Source organism: Novosphingobium sp. RL4 (assembly GCF_035658495.1).
In the GTDB taxonomy this organism is placed as follows: Bacteria; Pseudomonadota; Alphaproteobacteria; order Sphingomonadales; family Sphingomonadaceae; genus Novosphingobium.
This window is the reverse complement of record NZ_CP141944.1, coordinates 1,344,709-1,368,173: the sequence shown is the minus strand read 5'-3', so window position 1 is coordinate 1,368,173 and position 23,465 is coordinate 1,344,709. Positions and strand designations below refer to the sequence as shown.

At 64.0% G+C, this 23,465-nt stretch carries 20 protein-coding genes, 1 tRNA gene and 1 pseudogene; 13 read left to right on the top strand and 9 right to left on the bottom strand.

Going from position 1 to position 23,465, the window contains the following annotated elements:
* The first annotated feature begins 5 nt into the window (after nucleotides 1-5).
* Genes trpB through U9J33_RS06645 form a run of 3 tightly spaced genes read left to right on the top strand, consistent with a single transcriptional unit; the run spans nucleotide 6 to nucleotide 3,357 of the window.
* Nucleotides 6-1,247 (top strand): tryptophan synthase subunit beta, encoded by a 1,242-nt coding sequence (trpB, locus tag U9J33_RS06655; RefSeq protein ID WP_054439811.1) that lies wholly within the window; start codon nucleotides 6-8, stop codon nucleotides 1,245-1,247.
* Nucleotides 1,248-1,250: 3 nt separating this feature from the next.
* Nucleotides 1,251-2,045, top strand: a complete 795-nt coding sequence (trpA, locus tag U9J33_RS06650; RefSeq protein WP_324698675.1) for a tryptophan synthase subunit alpha — start codon at nucleotides 1,251-1,253, stop codon at nucleotides 2,043-2,045.
* A gap of 16 nt (nucleotides 2,046-2,061) precedes the next feature.
* Nucleotides 2,062-3,357, top strand: coding sequence for a folylpolyglutamate synthase/dihydrofolate synthase family protein (locus tag U9J33_RS06645; RefSeq protein ID WP_324698673.1), 1,296 nt, complete (start codon nucleotides 2,062-2,064; stop codon nucleotides 3,355-3,357).
* Here U9J33_RS06645 and U9J33_RS06640 read toward each other — a convergent pair.
* Nucleotides 3,354-4,676, bottom strand: a complete 1,323-nt coding sequence (locus tag U9J33_RS06640) for an AmpG family muropeptide MFS transporter (RefSeq protein WP_324698671.1) — start codon at nucleotides 4,674-4,676, stop codon at nucleotides 3,354-3,356. The two genes, U9J33_RS06645 and U9J33_RS06640, sit on opposite strands and share 4 nt — an antisense overlap.
* 200 nt (nucleotides 4,677-4,876) lie before the next feature.
* Entirely contained in the window at nucleotides 4,877-5,206 is a 330-nt protein-coding gene (locus U9J33_RS24845; protein WP_420719868.1) for a hypothetical protein, read from the bottom strand.
* A 258-nt stretch (nucleotides 5,207-5,464) separates the two neighbouring features.
* Here U9J33_RS24845 and U9J33_RS24840 point away from each other — a divergent pair, with 258 nt between their 5' ends.
* Nucleotides 5,465-6,211, top strand: coding sequence for a pseudouridine synthase (locus tag U9J33_RS24840; protein WP_243692630.1), 747 nt, complete (start codon nucleotides 5,465-5,467; stop codon nucleotides 6,209-6,211).
* A gap of 20 nt (nucleotides 6,212-6,231) precedes the next feature.
* Entirely contained in the window at nucleotides 6,232-6,807 is a 576-nt protein-coding gene (rsmD, locus tag U9J33_RS06630) for a 16S rRNA (guanine(966)-N(2))-methyltransferase RsmD (RefSeq protein ID WP_420719877.1), read from the top strand.
* A gap of 63 nt (nucleotides 6,808-6,870) precedes the next feature.
* On the opposite strand, the gene U9J33_RS06625 is transcribed toward rsmD, so the two are convergent.
* Complete coding sequence (locus U9J33_RS06625) at nucleotides 6,871-7,509, bottom strand: hypothetical protein (RefSeq protein ID WP_324698666.1); 639 nt, start codon at nucleotides 7,507-7,509, stop codon at nucleotides 6,871-6,873.
* 135 nt (nucleotides 7,510-7,644) lie between these two features.
* Here U9J33_RS06625 and U9J33_RS06620 point away from each other — a divergent pair, with 135 nt between their 5' ends.
* Nucleotides 7,645-9,930: an ATP-dependent helicase gene (locus U9J33_RS06620; RefSeq protein WP_324699014.1), complete on the top strand. Its 2,286-nt coding sequence runs from the start codon at nucleotides 7,645-7,647 to the stop codon at nucleotides 9,928-9,930.
* Nucleotides 9,931-9,967: 37 nt separating this feature from the next.
* Here the strand turns inward: U9J33_RS06620 and U9J33_RS06615 are convergent, their stop codons facing one another.
* The 3 genes from U9J33_RS06615 to U9J33_RS06605 all read right to left on the bottom strand — a co-directional run bounded on the left by U9J33_RS06615 (nucleotide 9,968) and on the right by U9J33_RS06605 (nucleotide 13,827).
* Entirely contained in the window at nucleotides 9,968-11,401 is a 1,434-nt protein-coding gene (locus U9J33_RS06615; protein WP_324698665.1) for a carboxylesterase/lipase family protein, read from the bottom strand.
* 116 nt (nucleotides 11,402-11,517) lie between these two features.
* Nucleotides 11,518-12,945 carry a DEAD/DEAH box helicase gene (locus tag U9J33_RS06610; RefSeq protein ID WP_324698664.1) on the bottom strand — a complete coding sequence of 476 codons (1,428 nt, stop codon included), beginning with the start codon at nucleotides 12,943-12,945 and terminating at the stop codon, nucleotides 11,518-11,520.
* Nucleotides 12,946-13,215: 270 nt separating this feature from the next.
* On the bottom strand, nucleotides 13,216-13,827 hold the full coding sequence (locus tag U9J33_RS06605; RefSeq protein ID WP_054439825.1) for a hypothetical protein: 612 nt from the start codon (nucleotides 13,825-13,827) through the stop codon (nucleotides 13,216-13,218).
* Between the two features lie 145 nt (nucleotides 13,828-13,972).
* On the opposite strand from U9J33_RS06605, the gene U9J33_RS06600 reads away from it, so the two are divergent.
* Both U9J33_RS06600 and U9J33_RS06595 read left to right on the top strand, forming a co-directional pair.
* Nucleotides 13,973-15,394: an FAD-binding oxidoreductase gene (locus U9J33_RS06600; protein WP_324698663.1), complete on the top strand. Its 1,422-nt coding sequence runs from the start codon at nucleotides 13,973-13,975 to the stop codon at nucleotides 15,392-15,394.
* 174 nt (nucleotides 15,395-15,568) lie between these two features.
* The gene (locus U9J33_RS06595) at nucleotides 15,569-16,339 is read left to right on the top strand and encodes a SapC family protein (RefSeq protein ID WP_054439830.1); all 771 of its coding nucleotides are present in this window, start codon (nucleotides 15,569-15,571) and stop codon (nucleotides 16,337-16,339) included.
* Nucleotides 16,340-16,671: 332 nt separating this feature from the next.
* On the opposite strand, the gene U9J33_RS06590 is transcribed toward U9J33_RS06595, so the two are convergent.
* Entirely contained in the window at nucleotides 16,672-17,625 is a 954-nt protein-coding gene (locus tag U9J33_RS06590) for an N-formylglutamate amidohydrolase (protein ID WP_420719867.1), read from the bottom strand.
* Between the two features lie 152 nt (nucleotides 17,626-17,777).
* Here U9J33_RS06590 and cpdR point away from each other — a divergent pair, with 152 nt between their 5' ends.
* The 3 genes from cpdR (at nucleotide 17,778) to U9J33_RS06575 (ending at nucleotide 19,836) form a co-directional block, all read left to right on the top strand.
* A complete protein-coding gene (gene cpdR / locus U9J33_RS06585) occupies nucleotides 17,778-18,152 on the top strand; it encodes a cell cycle two-component system response regulator CpdR (RefSeq protein WP_324698661.1) in 375 nt (124 codons plus the stop codon).
* Between the two features lie 136 nt (nucleotides 18,153-18,288).
* Nucleotides 18,289-18,363, top strand: a tRNA-Val gene (locus U9J33_RS06580).
* A gap of 249 nt (nucleotides 18,364-18,612) precedes the next feature.
* Nucleotides 18,613-19,836 (top strand): NADP-dependent isocitrate dehydrogenase, encoded by a 1,224-nt coding sequence (locus U9J33_RS06575; RefSeq protein WP_132469067.1) that lies wholly within the window; start codon nucleotides 18,613-18,615, stop codon nucleotides 19,834-19,836.
* Nucleotides 19,837-20,017: 181 nt separating this feature from the next.
* Here the strand turns inward: U9J33_RS06575 and U9J33_RS06570 are convergent, their stop codons facing one another.
* Together U9J33_RS06570 and U9J33_RS06565 are read right to left on the bottom strand one after the other, a co-directional pair.
* Nucleotides 20,018-20,863 carry a TauD/TfdA dioxygenase family protein gene (locus U9J33_RS06570; protein WP_054439836.1) on the bottom strand — a complete coding sequence of 282 codons (846 nt, stop codon included), beginning with the start codon at nucleotides 20,861-20,863 and terminating at the stop codon, nucleotides 20,018-20,020.
* A 154-nt stretch (nucleotides 20,864-21,017) separates the two neighbouring features.
* Entirely contained in the window at nucleotides 21,018-21,611 is a 594-nt protein-coding gene (locus U9J33_RS06565; protein ID WP_324698660.1) for a TetR/AcrR family transcriptional regulator, read from the bottom strand.
* 99 nt (nucleotides 21,612-21,710) lie between these two features.
* Here U9J33_RS06565 and U9J33_RS06560 point away from each other — a divergent pair.
* Nucleotides 21,711-21,959, top strand: a pseudogene (locus tag U9J33_RS06560) (radical SAM protein); the annotation flags it as partial.
* A gap of 417 nt (nucleotides 21,960-22,376) precedes the next feature.
* A complete protein-coding gene (locus tag U9J33_RS06555) occupies nucleotides 22,377-23,447 on the top strand; it encodes a PA0069 family radical SAM protein (RefSeq protein ID WP_324698659.1) in 1,071 nt (356 codons plus the stop codon).
* Nucleotides 23,448-23,465: the final 18 nt, after the last annotated feature.

Here is a 23,465-nt window from a genome sequence, read left to right as displayed (position 1 = left end):
CGATCATGACCGCACAGACGCCCGTGAACAGTCTCCGCAGCCTGCCCGACGATACCGGCCACTTCGGCCAGTTCGGTGGTCGCTACGTCGCCGAGACCCTGATGCCGCTGATCCTCGATCTCGAGACGGAATACCGCAAGGCACAGGCGGACCCGGCATTCTGGGCGGAATTCGACGCGCTGATGAAGGATTTCGTGGGCCGTCCCAGCCCGCTCTACTATGCGCCGCGCATCACCGAGTATTTCCGCGCCCTTGCCCCGGAAGGCAAAGGCCCGAAGGTGTATTTCAAGCGCGAAGAGCTGAACCACACCGGCGCGCACAAGATCAACAACTGCATCGGCCAGATCCTGCTCGCCATCCGCATGGGCAAGAAGAAGATCATCGCCGAAACCGGTGCCGGCCAGCACGGCGTAGCCACGGCCACCGTCGCCGCGCGCTTCGGCCTGCCCTGCAAGATCTTCATGGGCGCCAAGGACATCGAGCGCCAGAAGCCCAACGTGTTCCGCATGAAGCTGCTGGGCGCGGAAGTGATCTCCTGCGAAAGCGGATCGCAGTCCCTCAAGGACTCGATGAACGACGCGCTGCGCTACTGGGTCGCGAACGTCCACGACACTTTCTACATCATCGGCACTGCCGCAGGCCCGCACCCCTATCCTGAACTGGTGCGCGATTTCCAGTCGATCATCGGCAAGGAAACGCGCGAGCAGATGCTGGAGAAGGAAGGCCGCCTGCCCGACATGCTGGTGGCAGCCGTGGGCGGCGGATCGAACGCGATCGGCCTGTTCCACCCCTTCCTCGACGATCCCGAAGTCGCAATGACCGGCATCGAGGCAGCGGGCCACGGCATCGACACCGACAAGCACGCCGCCTCGCTCACCGGCGGCAAGCCCGGCATCCTCCACGGCAACAAGACATACCTGCTGCAGGACGAGGACGGCCAGATCACCGAGGCTCACTCGATCTCGGCCGGGCTCGACTATCCGGGGCTTGGGCCGGAGCACTCGTGGCTGCATGAAAGCGGCCGCGTGAACTACGTGCCGATCACCGATACGCAGGCGCTCGAAGCGTTCCAGCTCTGCTGCGAACTCGAAGGCATCATCCCGGCGCTCGAAAGCTCGCACGCGCTGGCCGCGCTGCCGCAGCTGACGGCTCAGATGGACGAGGACAAGCTGCTCGTCGTCAACGTCTCGGGCCGCGGCGACAAGGACATCTTCACCGTCGCCGAAGCGCTGGGCGTGGAGCTTTAATCGATGACCCGCTTCGAAACCGCATTCGCCAAGGAAATTAACGGGAAAAGCCGGGCGGCGCTCGTCTGCTTCATCACCGGCGGTGATGGCGACACTGCCGCCAATCTCGACGCGCTGGTCGCAGGCGGCGCCGACGTGATCGAACTCGGCATGCCCTTCACCGATCCGATGGCCGACGGCCCGGCGATCCAGGAAGCGAACATCCGCAGCCTCGACGCCGGCACCAAGACCGCCGACATCTTCCGCATGGCGAGCGAATTCCGCGCCCGTCATCCGCAGGTTCCGCTGGTGCTGATGGGCTATGCCAACCCGATGATCGCGCGCGGCGCGGACTGGTTCGCGGACGAATGCGCCAAGGCCGGTGTCGACGGCGTGATCTGCGTCGACATCCCGCCCGAGGAAGATGCCGAGCTCGGTCCGGCCTTGCGCGCCAGGAGCGTCTCGCTGATCCGCCTCGCGACGCCGACGACCGACGCCGCGCGCCTTCCTGCCGTTCTCAGTGGCTCCTCGGGCTTCCTCTACTACGTCTCTGTCGCCGGTGTGACCGGCATGCAGCAGGCCGCTCAGGGCTCGATCGAGGACGCCGTGGCAAAGCTCAAGGCGGCCAGCACGATCCCGGTTGCGGTCGGTTTCGGCGTCCGTACCCCCGAACAGGCAGCGCAGATCGCCAAAGTCGCGGATGGTGTCGTGGTCGGTTCGGCTCTGGTCGATCTGGTCAAGCAGCACGGAACCGAAGCCCCGGCACATTTGCGCGAACTGACCTCGGCCCTGGCCGAGGCTGTCCACGCCGCCCGATAAGCACGGAATTCCGCCGATGCGCGACTTCGCGGTTTCGGATTCGCCCGAGGTTCAGGCCCAGCTCGACCGGCTCGGCGCGCTCGCCGTGCCGCAGGGTCGCCTCGGCCTCGAAACGATCCGCACGCTCCTTGCGCGTCTCGGCGACCCGCAAAAGCACCTGCCGCCGACCTTCCATGTGGCCGGAACCAACGGCAAGGGTTCGACCTGCACTTACCTGCGCGCCATGCTGGAAGCGCAGGGGCTGACGGTCCACACCGCCACCAAGCCGCACCTCGTGCGCTACAACGAGCGTATCCGTCTGGCCGGCAAGCTTATCGACGACGGCATGCTGGCCACCTTGCTGGCGGAAGTGCTCGATACCGGCGAAGACCTTGCTCCCAGTTTCTTCGAAGTGACGACGGCAGCGATCTTCCTCGCCTTCGCGCGGGTTCCTGCGGATGCCTGCGTGATCGAAGTCGGGCTTGGCGGGCGCTTCGATGCCACCAACGTGATCGAACATCCGGCCGCGGTCGGCATCGTCACGCTGGGCATCGACCATGAGGCCTTCCTGCTTCGGCCGGAGCCGGGAGTTCCCCAGGAACCGCTCGCCCGCATCGCCTTCGAAAAGGCCGGCATCGTCCGTCCCGGCGCTCCGGCTTGCACCCTCGCCTATCCGGAATCAGCCGAACTCGAAATCGAACGTGCCGCCATGACCGCCGGTGCGCCGCTGCACATGCGCGGGCGGGACTGGGACGCCAGCGTGGGCGAAAGGATCGAGTATTCGGACCGGCACGGCGAACTCGTGCTGCCGCTGCCCAGCCTGCCGGGCTCCCACCAGGCCGAGAATGCGGCACTGGCCGTCGCCATCCTGCGCCATCAGGACCGTGTTTCCGTCTCGCCCGAAGCGATGGCGCGGGGCATCGAGGCGGCACGCTGGCCAGCGCGACTGCAACGCCTGTCAGCCGGCCCGCTCACCCAATTCGCAGGAGCACGCGAAGTGTGGCTCGACGGCGGTCACAATCCCGATGCCGGGCTCGCGATCGGCCGCCACTTCACAGGGCAGCGCCTGCATCTCGTGATCGGAATGCTCGCGAACAAGGACCCTGGCGCCATCACCGATCCGCTCGCCGCGAATCTCGCGAGCATCCGCGCGGTTCCGGTGCCTGGCCACGAATGCCATGGCCCTGCAAGCTTTGGCTCCAAAGCCCTGGCAGCGCGCACCGTGGAGGAAGCACTGGCAGCCCTGCCCGACGACGGACTGCCCGTGCTGATCGCCGGCTCGCTCTACCTCTCGGGCGAGGTCCTGCGCGCCAACGAGGAGATTCCCGACTAGAACTCCCCAGGATTGTCCTCACCCGCGGTCCCCATCGCCTGATCGACAAGGCCGGTCCGGCACATCCACCAGAACAGGACGATGCCGGGCAGCGAAGCGACGGTGGTGACGAGGTAGAAGTTCACGTAGCCCAAGGCCTCGATCAGAGCGCCTGCCGTCGTACCGGTCAGGAAACGGCCGACGACACTGGCACTCGCCGAAATCAGGGCATATTGCGAGGCCGTATAGCGCAAGTCGCAGAGCGCCGAGAAATAGGCGATGACGACGACCCCGCCATAACCCGAAGCGATGTTCTCGAACCCGATTGCGCCGGCCATTCCCCAGTTGCTGTGCCCGGCGGCAGCCAGCGCCGCGAAGCTGAGATTGGAAATCCCCATCAGCACCAGCGAAACCATGACAGAGCGCTTCAGGCCCATCTTTGCGAATGCCACCCCGCCGATGAACACACCGATCAGATAGGCCCAGAAGCCCAGCCCCACGTCGTAGATGGCGATTTCGTCATTGCTGAAGCCAAGATCGTCGAACAGCAGGCGGAACGTGAGATTGGCCAGCGTGTCGCCGATCTTGTGGACGAGGATGAACAGCAGGACGAGAAACGCGCCGTTGCGGCGGAAAAACTCGCCAAACGGCCCGGCAATCGAATTCCAGACCTCCACGACACCGCGCTTTTCCACCACCACCTTGCGGCGTTCCGGCTCGCCGAGGAACAGCGCGGTGAGCATTGCGGGCAGCGCGAAGACCGCACAGGCCGCATAGCCCGCACTCCAGCCGTAACGCGCCGCCAGAATCAGCGCCAGCGCGCCCGCACCGGCAGAGCCGATGCGCCAGCCATATTGGCTCATGCCCGAGCCGGTGCCGAGCTGGTAGGGCTTCAGCGTCTCGATACGGTAGGCGTCGATAACGATGTCGAAGCTGGCGCCGGCAGCGCCCACCAGCACGGCGGCGATGACCGTCGCCCGGATACTGGCAGCCGGATCGACCAGCGCCAGATTGAGCACCGCGGCGATCACAAACACGCCGCAAACCAGCATCCACGAGACGCGCTGGCCAAGCCGGCCGATCACCGGAAGGCGTACGCCATCGATGATCCAGGCCCAGAAAATCTTGAGATTATAGACAAGGAAGGCAAGCGTGAAAGCGGTAACGGTCTTCTTGTCGATCCCGTCCTGCGCCAGGCGCGTCGTCAGCGTCGCGCCGATCATCGCATAAGGAAAACCCGATGACAGGCCGAGCAGGAATGCCGCCAGCGATTCCTTTTCGAGATAGGGCTTGATTGAATCCCAGACGCCGCGACGCTGTTCGATGCTTTGGGCGTCCACGCCTTACTCCCTGAAATTGCGATCCCGCGCCAACCTAACGCCGCAATGCTCGAAGGGAAGGCTGGATGAAGCGGCGATCAACAGGTATGGGCGGGCGAATGTCCAAACCTCCTTTCAAATCCGGCGGCCCGAAGCGTGGCGGCTCTTCCCGCGATGGCGGATCTTCTCGCGGCCCCTTCCGCACCGGCTCTGGCAACAGCTCAGGCAACGGAGGTCGGCGCGGCGCCGATAGAACCGGACGCGATGGCGCCCCCCGCAGCGACGGCCGCCGCGAAGAAGGCCGACGGGAGGAAAGCACCGGACGTGGCCGCGGCCCCCGCGACGGCCTGTCGCGCGATACGCGCCCGTCGCGGGATGATCGTCCGGCTCGTGCAGAGCGCTCCGGCCGCGACGACCGCCCGGCACGCGGTGGACGCGGCGATCGCGGCGAACTCTTTGGCCGCAACGAACGCCCGGTACGCGACGAGCGCCGCGCGCGCGACGACCGGCCCGTCCGCTCCGAACGCCCGGCACGCGGCGACCGGCCCCACCGGGACGACGCTCCGGCGCGCGGTGAACGCCCCGCACGTTCGGCCAGTGGCCCGCGGGACGGCGCGCCGCGCCGGAGCCCCGGCTCGCGTTCCGGCGAGTTTACACCTTCCGGCGGCGCATATGTTTCGCGCGGCTCGCGCCAGTCGGATTCGCGGCGACAGGACTCCCGGCCGTTCGACGGCGATCGCCCTCGCAGGAAACCGCCCCGCTCGGCCCCGCAGGCTGCCGCTCCTACGCCCAAAACGCCGGGAATGCCCGTGCGCGAAGGCGAACGCATCGCCAAGCTTCTCGCACGCGCCGGAATCGCCAGCCGCCGCGAGGCGGAACGGATGATCATCGAAGGCCGCGTCAAGCTGGGCGAGGACGTGATCGAAACGCCGTCTACCGTGCTGCACGATCTTCGCGGCGTGACGGTTGACGGCAATGCCGTCCGGGAGGCGGAGGAAACCCGCCTCTTCGTCTTCCACAAGCCCGCAGGCCTCCTTACTGCCGAACGCGATCCGATCGGCCGCCCCACGATCTACACCGCGCTGCGCAACGCCCTGCCCGAGGGCAGCGGCCGCGTGATGCCGATCGGCCGCCTCGACCTCAACACCGAGGGCCTGCTCCTGTTGACCAATGACGGCGAATTCAAGCGCCAGCTTGAACTGCCCGCCACCGGCGTGCCGCGCACGTATCGTGCCCGCACATTCGGTGACATTTCGCAGGACCAACTCGAGGATCTGATCGAAGGCATCGAGATCGAGGGCGTGGTCTACGGCAAGATCGACGCCAACATGGAGCGCCGCACGGGGCGTAACCAGTGGATCGAGATGACCCTTACCGAAGGCAAGAACCGCGAAGTCCGCCGCGTTCTCGAACATCTCGGTCTGCAGGTCAGCCGCCTGATCCGCACCTCCTACGGGCCGTTCCGTCTACTGGACCTGCCCAAGGGAATGGCGTTCGAGGTGGCTCCGCGCGATCTCGATAACTTCCGCCGCACGCTGCCGGGCAACGCCGCATGAAAGTGGGAGCGAAGGCCCCGATGAAAGGCGGTCCGATCAAGACCGGCCTGCGCATCGTTGCCGGTGAATGGCGCGGCCGGAAGCTGGCCACGCCGGAGGGGGAAAATACCCGCCCCACCGCAGACCGCACGCGCGAGACGCTGTTCTCGATGCTGGCCAGCCGTCTGGGCACTTTCGAGGGCTTGAAAGTGGCCGATCTCTTCGCGGGATCGGGCGCGCTGGGGTTCGAGGCGCTTTCACGCGGCGGGGCGCACTGCCTGTTCGTGGACCAGGATCCGGCAGCCATCCGCGCGATCCGCTCCAACATTGCCAACCTGCAGGCACAGGGCAAAAGCGATGTCCGGGCAGGTTCGGTAATGGCGCTCGGGCCTGCGAAGGACGTCCTCGACCTCGTCCTGCTCGATCCGCCTTACGAGACCGGGGCCGGGGTCGTCGCGATCGACAAGCTCGCGCGGCTGGGCTGGATTGGCGAGCAGACCTGGATATGCCTTGAAACCTCCCGCACCGAGGCCGTGTCCATTCGGGGCTTCGAGGTGGAATCGGCACGCGACGTCGGCAAGGCGCGCCTGCACTTCCTTCGCAAGACCGAATCCTGAATTCGCCGGCCTGAAGCAGTGCGCGTTGAAGCGCGCCGCTTCAGGCCGGAAGTCTTGCCTTCCTCAGACGCCGCCGCGATTGCGGCAATTGTCCGTCACCTTCTTGCTGCATACCGGATACGGCTTGTCCATCGCGGTCGCCGGAGGGGGCGTCAGCGCGCCCTTGTACGGGCCGCCCTGATATCCCTGATCGGCGGGCATCGCGGGGCGCACCGCCTGCTGCGCAAACTGCGGGTCGGGGACGCCGGTCGTGGGCATCCCCTCACCCGGAGGATTGGCCTGAGTGGGCGGCGTGGTCGGGGTCTGCCCGGCAAGCTGCTGCGATATGGAATTCCAGGCGATTGCCTGCTGCTCGGGCGTCATCTTGTAGATCTGTCCGCGCTGGTCCGGCGTGAGCGCCCAGTAGCCTTTCTGCTGCGGGTCCGTCAGGCTCCAGTAATAGGCCTGATACTCCGGCGACCAGGAATCGTAATCGGCACGCTGGGCTGCCGGCCACGAATCGTACATAGCCTTCTGTTCGGCAGACATTGATGCCGGAGAGATCGGCCTGGCCGGCGGCGTCCCGGAATCCGAAGGTGCTGCCGGCGGCGGAGGGGCTTCTGGCGCGGCGGGCATTTCGCCATTGGTATCCTGCGCCCCGATCGCTCCCGACATTCCCAGGAACGAAAGCGCGGCGGCTCCGGCAAGGAGATATTTTCGCATGATCGCTCTCCATGTTCTTGTTCGTGAACAACCGACGCCCCGTCCCTGGGATTGTTCCCCCGGTGCGACGAAGCGGCCTTGCGCCGCGACACCCCGTTCCCTAGATGTTCACGGGTGAACGATCTGCAATCCTCCATGCCCGAAGCCTCGTCGGACCCTCTGCTCGAAGGCCTGAATCCGCCCCAGCGCGAAGCCGTCCTGACCACTGACGGACCAGTGCTGATGCTGGCAGGCGCGGGAACAGGGAAAACCGCAGCGCTCACTCGCAGGCTTGCCAACCTGATCCGCAACCGGCTCGCATGGCCCAGCGAAATCCTCTGCGTCACGTTCACGAACAAGGCTGCGCGCGAGATGCGCGAACGCGTGGGCCATCTCATCGGCCCTGCCGTGGAAGGGATGCCATGGCTCGGCACGTTCCACGCGATTGCGGCGAAGATGCTGCGTCGCCACGCCGAACTGGTAGGGCTGCAGCCAAACTACACGATCATCGATACCGACGATCAGTTGCGGCTGCTCAAGCAGCTGATCCAGTCCGAAGGGCTGGACGAGAAGCGCTGGCCAGCGCGCCAGCTCGCCGGTTGCATCGATCGCTGGAAGAACCGGGGCCTCAATCCCGCCGACCTCGACGCTGCCGAGAACGAGACTTATGCGAACGGGCGCGGCCAGAAGTTCTATCAGCTTTACCAGGACCGCCTGAAAGCGCTGAACGCCTGCGATTTCGGCGACCTTCTGCTCCACATGCTCAACATCCTGCGCACCAACCGCGAGGTGTTGGAACAGTACCAGCAGCGCTTCAAATACGTCATGGTGGACGAGTATCAGGACACCAACCAGGTCCAGTACCTCTGGCTCCGCCTGATCGCACAGGGTCATCGCAACATCTGCGTGGTGGGCGACGACGACCAGTCGATCTATTCCTGGCGCGGCGCCGAAGTGGCTAACATCCTGCGATTCGAAAAGGATTTCCCCGGAGCCAAGGTCATCCGGCTTGAGCAGAACTACCGCTCCACGCCGCAGATTCTCGCTGCCGCCTCCGGCCTCATCAACGAGAACAGCCAGCGGCTCGGCAAGACGCTGTGGACCGAGCGGCACTCGGGCGACAAGGTGCGGGTGATCGGCGTATGGGATGCCCCCGAAGAAGCGCGCCGGGTCGGTGACGAGATCGAGCGCCTCGAACGCGAAGGCGCTCCGCTGGAACAGATCGCGATCCTCGTGCGCGCCCAGTACCAGACCCGCGAATTCGAAGACCGCTTCATCTCGATCGGCCTCAAATACCGCATCATCGGCGGTTTCCGGTTCTACGAACGCGCCGAGATTCGCGACGCTCTCGCCTATCTTCGCGTCATCGCCCAGCCCGCCGACGATTTGGCGTTCGAACGTATCTACAACGCCCCCAAGCGCGGGCTGGGCGCAAAGGCGCTGGAAGCGCTGCATGTCCTGGCGCGCCGCCGGAACATTCCGCTCGCCATGGCCGCGATCGAGATCGTCGATACCGACGAACTCCCCGCTCGCCCGCGCAATACCTTCCTCTCGCTGATGCGTGACTTCGCCCGCTGGCGCGAACTCGCCGGAACCGAGAACCCTGCCGACCTCATGCGCACCGTGCTCGACGAGAGCGGATATACCGATGCCCTTCAGGCGGAAAAGACGCCCGAATCGGCCGGACGCCTCGAAAACCTCACCGAACTCGCCCGGGCCATGGAAGAGTACGAGAGCCTGGGCGACTTTCTCGAACACGTCAGCCTCGTCATGGACAACGATGCCGCCTCGGACGAGGAAAAGGTCACGATCATGACCATGCACGGCGCCAAGGGCCTGGAATTCGACAACGTGTTCCTGCCGGGCTGGGAAGAAGGCGTGTTCCCCTCGCAGCGGGCGATGGACGAAGGCGGGCTCGCCAGTCTCGAGGAGGAACGCCGCCTCGCCTACGTTGCCATCACGCGCGCGCGGCGAAAGTGCACGATCCTCCACGCCGCCAACCGCCGAATCTACGGCCAGTGGACAAGCTCGATCCCTTCCCGGTTCATCGCCGAACTGCCTGACGATCACGTCGAGAGCGAAACGACATTGTCAGGCGGTGCTTCCCTCTGGCGCGCGCAATGGTCGGAACATGGCGATCCTTTCGCCGACGTCGCCCGGGCGCAGCCCGCGCGCACGATGACACGCGGCCCCGGTTGGCAGCGCGCCGCTGCCCGCGAGTTCGATCCCGCACCGCGCCGCATTGCCGAAACCACCCGTAGCGCCGCCAGCTTCGCCGCCAAGCCTCGCACCGACATCGAGATCGGCGCCCGCGTCTTTCATGAGAAGTTCGGATACGGCACTGTCGCCGCGCAGGAAGGCAACAAGCTGGAGATCGACTTCGAGCAGGCCGGCCACAAGCGGGTGATCGACAGCTTCGTCAAGCCAGCCGGAAGCGAATGAACCTCCCGGCCGGCTGAACGCGCTGGCTTGGCGGCGCCTAGATCCCGCTTTTGGCGGAGGCTGCCTCGATCTGCCGGAGCCACGGGTCAGCGCCGAATTGAGCGGTTCCGCCGGGCGAAAAGTCCATCAGCGCGGAGCCGTCTCCGGCACGTGATTTCCATTCCGGCAGGCCTGCGCCGTTAGGATTGCCGGTCTTCGCGAAATTCACGAGATAGCTGCTGATGGTGCGGCCCATTTCCCGATCCCGCGCGCTGGTCTTGCCGCCGTATTTCACGTCCTGCGTATCGAGGAAGAACGGTATGTCCGTAGCATGGCCGGCCCCTTTGCCGCCGCCTTCAATCGATGTGGCAACATAGGAAAAGCGGTATTCGTAGACAGGTGCGCCGCCGGCCGCCGCCAAGGCCGATATCTGCCGCGCCCCCGCAACCATGCTGCCCGAAATCCCGCCGATATCGTCACTTGTGGCACCGATCATCATCGGCACGCGATGGAACGTTTTCGCCTCGTAGGCATGGCGCTGATCCACCGCCAGCCTGCCGTCGCTGAACGGGCTGGCGAATGTGCGCGGCGCGCCGCTCGGACTGAAGAGAGCCATCAGGTTGAGCCCATCCGTCACCGCATCGGCAGAAAGGCCGCGCAATTTTGCAAGGGCCTGCGGATCATCGCGGGAAATGCCCTTCGCTTCGGCAAAGCGCACGCCGATCGCTTCCGTGGCGGCGAGATCGGGATTGGCAAGGCTCGTGCCATTCCCGCCCGACATGACGACTGCCTTGTCGAACAGCCCTTCGGCCATGGGCGAGGTCACCAGGTTGTTGACGGACATGCCGCCCGCGCTTTCGCCTATGATCGTCACATTCTCGGGGTCGCCGCCGAACGCCGCGATGTTCCGCTGCACCCAGGCAAGCGCGGCGATCTGGTCCATGAAGCCATAGTTGCCGACAAGCCCCTTGTCCTGCGCCGCGCGGGTCAGCGCAGGATGGGCGAAAGTGCCGAAACGGCCGACCCGGTAATTGAAGCTGAAGAACAGCACGCCCTGCTTCGCGAGTTCTGCACCTGCATAAGTCGGCGGCGATGCGCCGCCGTTCACGAAGCCGCCACCGTAGATCCAGACGATCACGGGGAGTTTCGCCTTGGCCTGCGCCGGGCGCCAGACATTGGCGTAGAGACAGTCCTCGGCGGGGGGCGTGCCCAGCGGCGCCGCATCTCCGGCGAAGGGCTTCTGCATGCAATCATGCCCGTAGCTTTCCGCCGAACGGACATCCTTCCATGCCGCAACAGGCTGCGGTGCACGCCAGCGCAGCGCGCCGACCGGCGGCGCCGCGAAGGGAATTCCCTTCCAGCTCACCACCTCGTCCTCGACGCTGCCGGCAAGCCTGCCGCTGTCCACCTGGACCACCGCCTGCGGTTCGGCCAGCGCCGCGCACGAGGAGACGAGCGCAGCGCCGAACGCCAGAGAATACCTGAATTTCATGGATAATCCGCCTCGCCTGCCTCTCGATAGGAGGCAGTCTGCACAGGGCGGCAAGGACAGGCAAGCACCATTGCCGCACCCTGAGGCGCGGCGATGGTGCCTGGCTTGAAGTAGGATCAGGTGAGAGCGGAAACGCTCAGGAATTCGGGGATCGGACCGTTCCAGCCGTCATCGGCGGGCTCTGCATCGCGGCGACGCGAACGATTGCCATCGGCACGGCGTTCGCGGCGCTGTTCGTCACCCCGGCTTTCGCGGCGCGGGGCACGCTCAGCGCGTTCCTCGCGAGGAGCTGCGCGTTCTTCACGCGGCGCGGCACGTTCTTCGCGCGGGGCTTTCGCCTCCGTGCGCGGCTCTGCACGCTCACGCTTCTCACGGCGGGGCTTTTCCGCACGAGCAGCAGCTTCGGGCGCTTCCGCAGCCGTTTCCTCGCCGCCGAGATGATAGACCGGAATCTTGCCGCCGGTCAGCTTCTCGACGTTCTCGATCGCTTCGGCATCTTCGGGCGCCACGAAAGTGAAAGCACGACCGGTTGCGCCGCCACGGCCAGTGCGGCCGATACGGTGGACGTAATCGTCCGGATGCCAGGGCGTGTCGAAGTTGAAGACGTGGCTCACGCCCTTCACGTCAAGCCCGCGCGCAGCCACGTCGGACGCGACGAGGATGTTGATCGAGCCATCCTTGAAACGCTGGAGTTCGGCAAGGCGCGCCGGCTGTTCCATGTCGCCGTGGATCTCGCCGGCTGCAAAGCCATGACCCTTCAGGCTCTTGGCCAGTTCACGCACGGTCGTCTTGCGGTTGGCGAAGATGATCGCGGTCGAGACGTTGTCGGTGCGCAGGAGCTGGCGCAGGGCCTCGCGCTTCTTGCGGGCCGGCACCGCCACCTTGTGCTGGACGATATTCGTGTTCGCGGTCGCCGGGCGGGCAACCTCGATGTACTTCGGATTCGACAGGAAGCGATCCGCCAGCTTCTTGATCGGCGGCGGCATCGTTGCCGAGAAGAGCAGCGTCTGCCGATTGGTCGGCAGCTTGGAACAGATGCTCTCGATGTCGGGAATGAAGCCCATGTCGAGCATGCGGTCCGCTTCGTCGATGACGAGCAGTTCGCAGCCGGTCAGCAGGATCTTGCCGCGCTCGAACAGGTCCATCAGGCGGCCCGGCGTCGCGATCAGGACGTCGACACCTTCCTGCAGCGCCTTGATCTGGTCGCCCATCTGAACGCCGCCGATCAGCAGCGCCATGCGCAGATCGTGGTTCTTGCCGTACTTCTCGAAGTTCTCGGCAACCTGGGCCGCGAGTTCGCGGGTCGGTTCGAGGATCAGCGAGCGCGGCATCAGCGCACGGCGACGGCCATGCGCGAGAACGTCGATCATCGGGAGCACGAAGCTGGCCGTCTTGCCGGTGCCTGTCTGGGCGATGCCGATCAGGTCCTTCATCATCAGGACCGGCGGAATGGCTTGGGCCTGGATCGGAGTCGGTTCGCTATAGCCAGCGGTTTCAACCGCTTGCAGCAATTCGTCAGACAGGCCGAGATCGGCAAAGTTCATAGACAGACAGGGCTCATAGGCAAACAGGTTAGCGAAAATCAGGCAAGTTAGCGAGAATCAGGCAGGTTAGCGAGAATCAAGGACGCTAAGGATATTCGCGGCGCTACGGCAACGACCGAATCAATCGGTCAGCACGAAGCCGATCGTATATCTGGCCGGGCCCTATGCGGGAAATGCCCCCAACGTCAAGGAAATCCGCGCAAAGGCCGCGATTCGACCAGGCCGACAATGCTCCAAATCAGGATTCGCGCGCCAACCGCGGCCAATCGCTCAACGACCCACGGCAACCAGTTGGCGAATGCGCGTCAACTTGCAGGTGGTGCCGCTGCGGGAAAGCAATTCGTCGCGATCGACGCAGAGCTGGCCATCGGATGTCCGTGACAGCAGGAATCCGGAATAGAAAGCCCCTGCCCGGCAACCCCTTTCCAGTTCGGCACCGATCACCCGCCGATCGCGCATGAACAGCAGGAGCCGGCTCTGCCCGTCGGGCTGCACCCCGGCGATGCCGGACATCGGCAGGCATTTGCCGATCTTGCGTTCGGAAAAGCGCGGGCCGTCGTCATCCCGCCCGGGCATGCCCACGAACATGTCTGGCGGGCTGGGCATCTGCGCGCGCGGGGTGACGCGAATCGTCATGCGCTGCTCGATTCGCACCTGCCAGGCATCGCCCGGCTCGACATGATCGAACGCCGATGCGGAAAACGGCCAGCCGCCCGGCGAATCGGGCAGCTCATCCGGCCACGCATAACTGCCGGCTTCCGGTTCCACGGAGACGGTCCCGGTCTCCGCCCGCTCGCTTCGGGCCGTGCGGCCAGCCTCCGTCGCGCCCACCACGGGTAGCAGCAGCGCAAACGGATAGAGCAGGACGGAGGCGAGATTCATCGAAAGAGTTGGTCCCCGGGCACAGTGCTGTCGCCTTAGAGCAAGAGCTTGAACCAGCGCTTAACCCGATACGATGCACGTTCCATGTCGATAGCGAGGCAAGACCACGGATGAAACCCGGTGAAGCCTGTGCCATATCGCCTTCATGACGAATACCGACAGCTTTCTTGCCGAAGCCACCGCCCTGCTTGGCCCTCGCGGCCTGACCACTGACGCGGACCTGCTTGCCCCCTGGCTCACCGACTGGCGCGGACGATATACCGGGAGCGCCGTGGCAATGGCCTCTCCCGCAAACGTCCCGGAACTGGCCGAGCTTGTGAATATCTGCGCCAGGTTCGGCGTTCCGATCGTTCCGCAAGGCGGCAACAGCGGCATGTCCGGAGGGGCAACGCCTGACGGCAGCGGAACTGCCCTGCTTCTTTCGCTGCGCCGGATGAATGCGATTCGCACGCTGGACGTCGAAGCGCGGCAGGCCACGTGCGAAGCCGGTGTCGTGCTCCAGACCCTTCATGAAGCGGCCGAAGCGCGGGACCTGCGCTTCCCCCTCTCGCTCGGCGGCAAGGGCTCGGCCACGGTGGGCGGACTGATTTCCACGAACGCCGGCGGCACGCAGGTTCTGCGGCACGGATCGATGCGCGCGCTTGTGCTGGGCCTCGAAGCCGTACTGGCCGACGGCCAGGTCTTCTCGATGCTTACGCCGCTCAAGAAGGACAATCGCGGGTTCGATCTCAAGCAATTGCTGATCGGCTCCGAAGGAACGATGGGCATCGTGACCGCGGCAACGCTGCGCCTGCTGCCCGCCATTGCCGAACGCGTCGTGATCTGGGCCGGCGTGCCCTCGCTCGGTGCGGCGCGCAAGCTCCTGCTCCACTGCGAGCGCTCTGCGGGAGAGGCACTGGAAGGCTTCGAGGTTCTGCCGCAAGCCTGCCTCGACGCCGTGCTCGATTATCTGCCCGACAGCCGCGTACCGCTTTCGGATCGCCACGCATGGCATGTCCTGATCGAGGTCGTGGCGGATCGCAACGCTGCCGCGACGCTGCGCGATCGCTGCGAATCGATGATGGCGGACGCATTCGAAGCCGAGCTTCTGGAAGACGCAGCCATGTCCAGCAACGAGTCCCAGGCCGAGGCCATGTGGCTGCTGCGCGAATCGATTTCCCCGGCCGAGCGCGCTCGCGGTCCGGCGGTGCAGCACGATATCTCCGTTCCCGTCGAGAAAATGCCGGACTTCGTGGAAACCACCGCCCCGATGATCGAGGCCAGGTGGCCCGGCACGGAAGCCATCGCTTTCGGCCACCTTGGCGATGGCAACGTCCATTACCATGTGATCGCGCCGGATGTGACCGACGGCCCCGCCTGGCAAGCCGACCAGGGCAAGACGATCAGCCGCTACATCCATGATCTCGTCACCGAATGGGGCGGCTCGATCTCGGCCGAGCACGGCATCGGCCAGCTCAAGCGCGACGAACTGGCCCGCCTCGGAGACCCTGCCGCGCTGTCCATGCTGCGCGCGGTGAAGCATGCCCTTGATCCCGCCGGAATCCTCAATCCCGGCAAGCTGATCTGACCCCGAACGACAAGCGCGCCTGCGCTTCGGCAGTGGCACTTACCGGGATCAATCGGGCGAGGACCCACGACTCGCCCAATATCCCCGTTTCGGCGGGCTGCGCGCTTGCGCCCGCCCCATGCAGCCCCTAAAGCGTCGCCTTCGAAATTTCCCAGTCTTGCGGAGAGTAACGCAATGGCCACCGCGCCGCAGAATCCTGCCCTGCCCCTGTTCTACAAGGACCTCGTGCCGCTCAACTCGCAGCAGCACGCCACCTGGAAGACGCGTTCCACCGACAAGGCCACCTGGCTGGTCGGCGTGAACTCGATCCCGCTGACCGTCGAGGAATTCCCGCAGGCGCAGCGCCACTTCCCGATCATCTTCACCGCTGGCGAAAATCCGGTGCCGCTGATCCTGATGGGCATGAACGAAGGCGTGAACGTCTACGTCGACGAAGACGGCACCGTGAATACGCCGGTCTACATCCCCGCTTACGCACGCCGCTATCCGTTCATGCTGGCCCGTCTGCGCCCGGATGCCGAAGAACTCTCGCTCTGCGTCGACCCCACCAGCGATCTCGTCGGTGAAGGCGAGGACGGTGAAGCCCTCTTCAACGAGGCCGAGCCGACCGAAGCGACCAAGAACATGCTCAAGTTCTGCGAGAACTTCGAGATCGCCGGCACCAAGACCGCCAATTTCATGGCGGAGCTGACGAAGCACAACCTGCTGATGGACGGCGAGCTGAACATCGACATCGGCACCGGCCAGCCCTTCACCTATCGCGGCTTCCAGATGGTCGACGAAAACAAGCTGCGTGAAATGCGCGGCGACGTGCTGCGCCAGTGGAACCAGAACGGCATGCTGCCGCTGATTTACGCACACCTCTTCTCGCTCGATCTGGTGCGGGACATTTTCGGTCGTCAGGTTTCCCAGGGCAAGGGTCCGCAGATCCTCCCCGCCGCCTGACACTCTGATTTCGTGAACTTTCGGGGCGGGGTTTATGACAATTTTGTCACACCCCCGCCCCATTATGCAGCACCATCCCAACGCGCACTTGCAAAAGGTATGTTGCATGCCCCATTCTAGGGGTTGAATGTGCGATCAGGCTTGCTATGTTAGGGCTACCTGATCGGCGCTACCCTCATGGCCCGGTCGGGTTGGTGCACATCGTGCACCTCCTCCCTGAACCTTGGCCACCTCGCGCATTGCGCGAGGTGGTTTTTTAATGTCCTGAGCAAAGCGCCGGACTTTATCCGACAATCGAACTTAGCTGCGGGCGACCTGCCGCAAAACCTGCGCTATTCCGCGGCCTGCGCCCAGCCCTTGCCGCCCGAATCCTGCACCAGATCGCAGACCGAGGCCGCCAGGCGGCGCACCAGTCCTTCCAGCAGTTCGGTCACCGCATTCATCCCGTCACCCGGCTCGAGCAGCCGCGAATCGAGATAGCTGCTCCGGTCGATCTCGATCTGCATCGCATGGACACCCTCGGACGGCGCGCCATGACGGTCGAGGACATATCCGCCCGCATAGGGCCGGTTATGAGTTGCCTCCTGCCCCTGCGCTGAAAACCACGAAAATGCCGAAGCGACCAGACTGCCGTGACAGGCGGCACCGAAGCGGTCTCCGATAACGAAACGGGCCGGCTCGCTTCCCAGCCGCACGGGCAGCGGCGGCATCGAATGGAAATCGAGCAGCAAGGCCGCACCCCAGCGGTCGCGCAGAGCCGTCAGCGCCTGCGACAAGGCGGAATGGTAAGGCCGGTGAACCCCCTCCAGCCGATCGACGAGCGCAGCGCGCTCAAGCCTCCCGCGCCAGATCTCCCCCAGACCGGGAAGGCGGCGCGGGACGAGTCCCAGCCCGCTGCGCGCCCGGCGACTCGGCAAGAGGCTCGCACCTTCCGGCCGCGAACCGCGCGGGACCATTTCCCAATCCACATCGTCTGGCGCCCGGTTGAGATCAATCATGGCGCGCGGAGCCTGAGCGACGAGCAGCCCCGCCCCCGTTGACCGTGCAACGCTTCTCGCGATTCGATCGACATAGCGATCTTCAAGCCGGACTGCGGCAATTTCAGGCTGACGCATCTCACGCAGGAGCGACGCCGGATAGGCCCGGCCCGCATGAGGAACCGCGATCAGCACGGGGATCGCGGAAGGCTCCGATCCATCGATCACATAGGCCGGAATCTCCGGCAAGCCCGGTATCCAGCCCCCGACCCGTTGTTGCGAATCATTCTCGCCCGAAGGTTTTGCCATGTTCGGAAACTGGCCTTTTCGACCACTCAAGTCAAAGCGTCCCGTTCCCGGTCAGTGGGGAAACCGGGCGAGAATTTTAACGGAATAGGCGCTATGGCTCGAAGCATAGACCGTCGCACCCATGCGTCAGAACAAATCTGGATAGAAACCCGATGATCCGCATCCTGCTTGCCGAAGACGACCAGGCCATGCGCACTTACCTTGCACGTGCGCTGGAAAACGCCGGCTACGACGTACTGGCCGTCGATCGCGGTACCGAAGCTCTCCCCCACCTGGAAAGCGAACATTTCGATCTGCTGCTCTCCGACATCGTCATGCCGGAGATGGACGGCATCGAGCTTGCCCAGCGCTGCGCCGAAGTTTCACCGATGACCAAGGTCATGTTCATCACCGGCTTCGCGGCCGTCACCTTGCGCGCCAGCCGCGAGGCACCGCACGCCAAAGTGCTCTCGAAGCCCTTCCATCTGCGTGATATCGTTATGGAAGTTCAGCGCGTCTTCGGGCTTTCCGAGCACGCTCGCCTCTGATTCCGGCTATCCACAGAACCGTCCACAGGCAGTTCGAGATTTTTGGAAAAAACGGGTTGCCAACCTCTGACACCACCGTTAGAGGGCCAATCCACCGAGCGGCACACCACGCCGCTCCGGACCGACCGAATGGTGTGGGCGTATAGCTCAGTGGTAGAGCACTATGTTGACATCGTAGGGGTCGCAAGTTCAATCCTTGCTACGCCCACCATTCGGACCGCCGGCCAGAGCTGAGCCGGCCCTCCCGAACATCGTTGAGCCGGCTTCGTAAAGAAGCACGCCGACAGAAGCGCAAGTCGCCATCGATTGCGCATCCTTCACTCCCCTTCGACATCGACCGTGCACGCGTTGCAACTCCGCCACCGCGCAAAGCGGCCGGCCGGCCCGCAACCTGCCTTGCCAGCGCTCCCCCGCCTGCCTAAGAGACGCCCAATTTCTCACCTCTGGGGAGTATTCAGGAATGGCGAAAATCAAGGTCAAGAATCCCATCGTCGAGATGGACGGCGATGAAATGACGCGGATCATCTGGGAATGGATCCGTGAACGACTGATCCTCCCCTACCTCGACATCGATCTCAAGTACTACGACCTCTCGGTCCAGAAGCGCGACGAGACGAACGACCAGATCACCGTCGACGCCGCCAACGCCACCAAGGAACACGGCGTTGCCGTCAAGTGCGCGACCATCACGCCCGACGAAGCGCGCGTCACCGAATTCGACCTCAAGAAGATGTGGAAGTCGCCCAACGGCACGATCCGCAACATCCTGGGCGGCGTCGTCTTCCGCGAGCCGATCGTGATCTCGAACGTTCCCCGCCTGGTTCCGGGCTGGACCGATCCGATCGTCGTCGGCCGTCACGCCTTCGGCGACCAGTACAAGGCCACCGACACCCTGATCCCCGGCCCGGGCAAGCTGCGCCTGGTGTGGGACGGCGAAAGCGGCGAGAAGATCGACCTCGACGTGTTCGACTTCCCGGCTCCGGGCGTCGCCATGGCGATGTACAACCTCGACGAATCGATCCGCGACTTCGCACGCGCTTCGTTCAACTACGGCCTGAACCTCAAGTGGCCGGTGTACCTCTCGACCAAGAACACCATCCTCAAGGCCTATGACGGCCGCTTCAAGGATCTGTTCCAGGAAGTGTTCGACACCGAAGGCTTCGCCGAGAAGTTCAAGGATGCCGGCATCGTCTACGAACACCGCCTGATCGACGACATGGTCGCCTCGGCGCTCAAGTGGTCGGGCAAGTTCGTCTGGGCCTGCAAGAACTACGACGGCGACGTGCAGTCGGACACCGTTGCGCAGGGCTTCGGCTCGCTGGGCCTGATGACCTCGGTTCTCCTCTCGCCCGACGGCAAGACCGTGGAAGCGGAAGCCGCCCACGGCACCGTGACCCGTCACTACCGCCAGCACCAGCAGGGCAAGGCGACCTCGACCAACCCGATCGCCTCGATCTTCGCCTGGACCCGCGGCATCGCCTATCGCGGCAAGTTCGACGAAACGCCGGAAGTGGTGAAGTTCGCCGAAACGCTTGAGCGTATCTGCATCGAGACCGTCGAAAGCGGCAAGATGACCAAGGATCTCGCGCTGCTGATCGGTCCGGACCAGAACTGGATGACCACCGAACAGTTCTTCGAGGCCATCGTCCAGAACCTCGAAGCCGAAATGGCCAACTGGGCCTAAGCGCCCGGCCTTTCGGATCTGAATTCGAAGAAAAACCCTCCGCCTTCAAGGGCGGAGGGTTTTTCTTTGCCTGCAAGCGCTCCGACCGCCGTACGATCCGGCGCAGGCGATCCCGGCAGAAGAAAGCCCGCCGGACACATCCGGCGGGCTTATGGAATTTGAAATCGGCTTCGGCGAAAGCTTATTCGAAGGGCTCTTCACCTTCGAGCTTGGTACGGTGCATCATGCGCCCGCAAGTCGGATCATAGGCTTCTGCCCGGTGCATGGTGCCGGTGTTATCCCACATCACGAGATCGCCGACTTCCCATTCGTGGCTATACGTGAATTCCGGGCCGGTCGCCCATTCGCGCAGGCCGTGAATGATCATCGCGCTTTCCAGAGCCGACTTGCCAACGACCTGCGCGGAAGTGCAGCCGATCACGAGGCTCTTGCGGCCCGACTGGTGCTTCCAGACCAGCGGCAGTTCCTGTTCGCCGATCTGGGCATAGCCCTGGAGCTTGGCCAGGCTCGGTTCCGGCTCGTAATAGAACAGGCTTGCCCAGGGACCATGAACGACGCGGTACTGCTCGTACTCTTCCTGCTTTTCGGCAGGCAGGCCCTCGAACGCCGCATAAGTATTGGCGAAGCCGGTGTTGCCGGTGCCGCGCGGGCTCGGCACGCGGCAGGAAAGCAGCGAGGCCAGGATCGGCACGTCATTGCGGGTGCCATCGATGTGCCAGTAGAGAGAGCCCTTGAGGTACTCCGCCGCCATGGGGTTTTCCTTGGCGTCGAGCGTGATCTTCGAGATCACTTCCTCGCCGCCCTTCCGCTCCGGCGCAAAAGTGCCCAGCGTCTTCGTGAAGGCGATCTGCTCTTCATCGGTGAAGTTGACCTGCGGGAACACCAGCACGCCGCGCGCTTCCAGCAGCTCCCGGATTTCCCTGGCGATTTCGCCGGACAGGAGCTCTTCCTTCGTGTTGAGCACACGACCGCCGATTTTCGGCTTGATATCTTCCGCGTTGAGTTTGGTCTGGGTTGCGACCGACATTTTCCGAACTCTCCCAATTCACTGACGAGAACGTCGTTCCTGCGATGCGCGAAGAACGAGGCCTGCATCAATCCGCCCATGGCGATAGTTGCGATCGGTATTGTGTTATCACGTACTGAACGCCCGTTCAAACAGGCGTGCAGCGGCGCGGCGATCAGTCGGCCCCGATCGGCTCCAGCCGGGACAGCCAGGTTTCCACGATGGCCATGGCGGCCTCATGGCCGTCCGTCACGCCCAGCGCCGATTCCATCACGATGGCCCGGCCGATCCCGGCCAGAACCACGGTGAGGCCGGCGGCGTCGAAACCTTCAAGCACCTTGAGGCGATCGCCCAGAATATGTTCGAGAATCTCGACCTGGCGCTTGCGCATGGCCATGCTGTGCTCCGCCATCATCTGGCGAACCGCCGGCCGATGGTTGGAAAGCGCCATGAATTCGAGGGACATCGCGGTCCTGCTGGTATCGACGAAGAAACACCAGAGCGCCCGCACCGGATCGTCGGAAGTCAGCGCCTCCTCAATCATGCGATCGCTTTCGGCAGCGCCCTGGCGCGAGACTTCGAGCAGGAGATCGTCGGTCGCGGGAAAATAGTAATGGACGAGCGAAGGCTTGAGCCCTGCCCGCGCCGCCACGCGCCGCGTGCTTGCAGCGGCATAGCCTTCGTCCCGAATGAGTTGGACGGTCGCCTCGACGATACGTGCCCGCGTCGCGGACGTCTCGGCTCCGATCCTGCGCGGTGCGCCTGCCATCAGATCTCCTTTGCCGCGCTGGCCTAGGGCCTGCGGCCGGGAAGATCAACCGGACCGCCGGGACTTGCCATTTGTTCCCTGTTTGTTCAAAAAGGCGGCATGAAGGTCCACAAGGGAAGAGGCGCCGTCAGCGGACAGGCCAGCACCCGCTTCAACCTCCCACAGCGGGAGGCCGATGGCGACTGGCTCGACAGCAGGGACGATGTCGACGGCCCTGCCCGCCATCCGGCCACGACCGTAACAGAAGAGCATCCCCGCTCGATCCTGTCTTTCAACAAATCTCCGGACATCCCGTTCGATCGCTCGATCAACGCCTATCGCGGCTGCGACCAATCCACTAACAGTTGTGTAGACCTAGAAAGAGGTGGATTTTCGAGATTTCGTTATTTACCCATTGCGAATGGATTGTGTGCCCACATTCAACTTGTCACGATTACGTGAGATTGGCTGGTCTCAGTGGGATCCAATTGGAATAGACGATCTTGATGATCGACCTGATGACGAATACGATGCGTACTTGACGCAGGCAGCTGCACGCCTCTCGAAGGGCGTGAGCACAGAAGATGTAGCCGCATACCTGATCGATGTAGAAACTAATTACATGGGCTTGGGCGCGTCAGCTAACGCTCGTCAGAGAGCGAACAAAACTGCTGCCGACATAGCCCATTATATCTCGGAGTTGCGCTCCCAGCCGCCGATTAAGGATTAGGGCAGCCGAAGAGAAAATGACTCGCACACCCCATTTGTTCCCTATATGTTCGATCTATGGAACGGATCAAGGGACGCGGCGCGACGAACAATCAAAGCAGCACTCGCTTCAACCTCACTAGTAGTGAGGCCGACGGCGACTGGCTTGATGAGGTCGATCAGATCGATGGTCCGCGCCCTAAGCGCGCGACGACAGTCACCATTCTCCATCCCAAAACGATCCTCTCATTCAACAAGTCCCCGGACATTCCGTTCGATCGCTCGATCAATTCGTACAACGGGTGTGAGCACGGCTGCATCTACTGCTTCGCACGGCCGACACATGCCTATCACGACCTCTCGCCCGGTCTCGATTTCGAAACCAGGCTCTTCGCGAAACCCCAGGCAGCCAGTCTGCTTCGCGAAACTCTGGCCAAGTCCGGCTATAGGCCCGCACCGATCGCGATGGGCACCAATACAGACCCCTATCAGCCTATCGAGGGGCGTTACCGCATCACCCGCGCCATTCTTGAGCTCTGCCTCGAAACACGCCACCCCGTGACGATCACCACGAAATCGGACCGCGTCCTGCACGATCTCGACCTGATCGCGGAACTGGCCCGGCTGAAGCTGGTGGCAGTGGCCATTTCGGTGACCAGCACGGACCCGCACCTGTCACGCCTTCTCGAACCTCGCGCCGCGACTCCGCACAAGCGGATCGCAGCGCTCGGCGAACTGGCCAGAGCCGGAGTGCCGGCCCATGTCTCGATCGCGCCGGTCATTCCCTCCATCACCGATCAGTTCCTGGAGGATATTCTGGAAGCAGCCTCCGCGCAGGGAATCCACGCCGCAACGTGGATCATGGTCCGGCTTCCTCACGAAGTCGCTCCCTTGTTCCGCGAATGGCTTGACGCTCATTTCCCCGACCGGGCCGGGAAAGTCATGGCCACTATCCAGTCGATGCGGGGCGGACGCGACAATGACCCGCAGTTCTTCACCAGGATGCGGCCGAGCGGCGTGTGGGCCGACCTTTTCCGGCATCGGTTCAGGGTTGCGATGAAGCGGATGGGCTTCGCGAAGCCGTCCATCGCGCTCGACTGTTCGCAATTTCGCCGTCCGTCGCTCGATGGCCAGCTCTCCCTGCTCTAGAGGCGTTTCAACACCTGT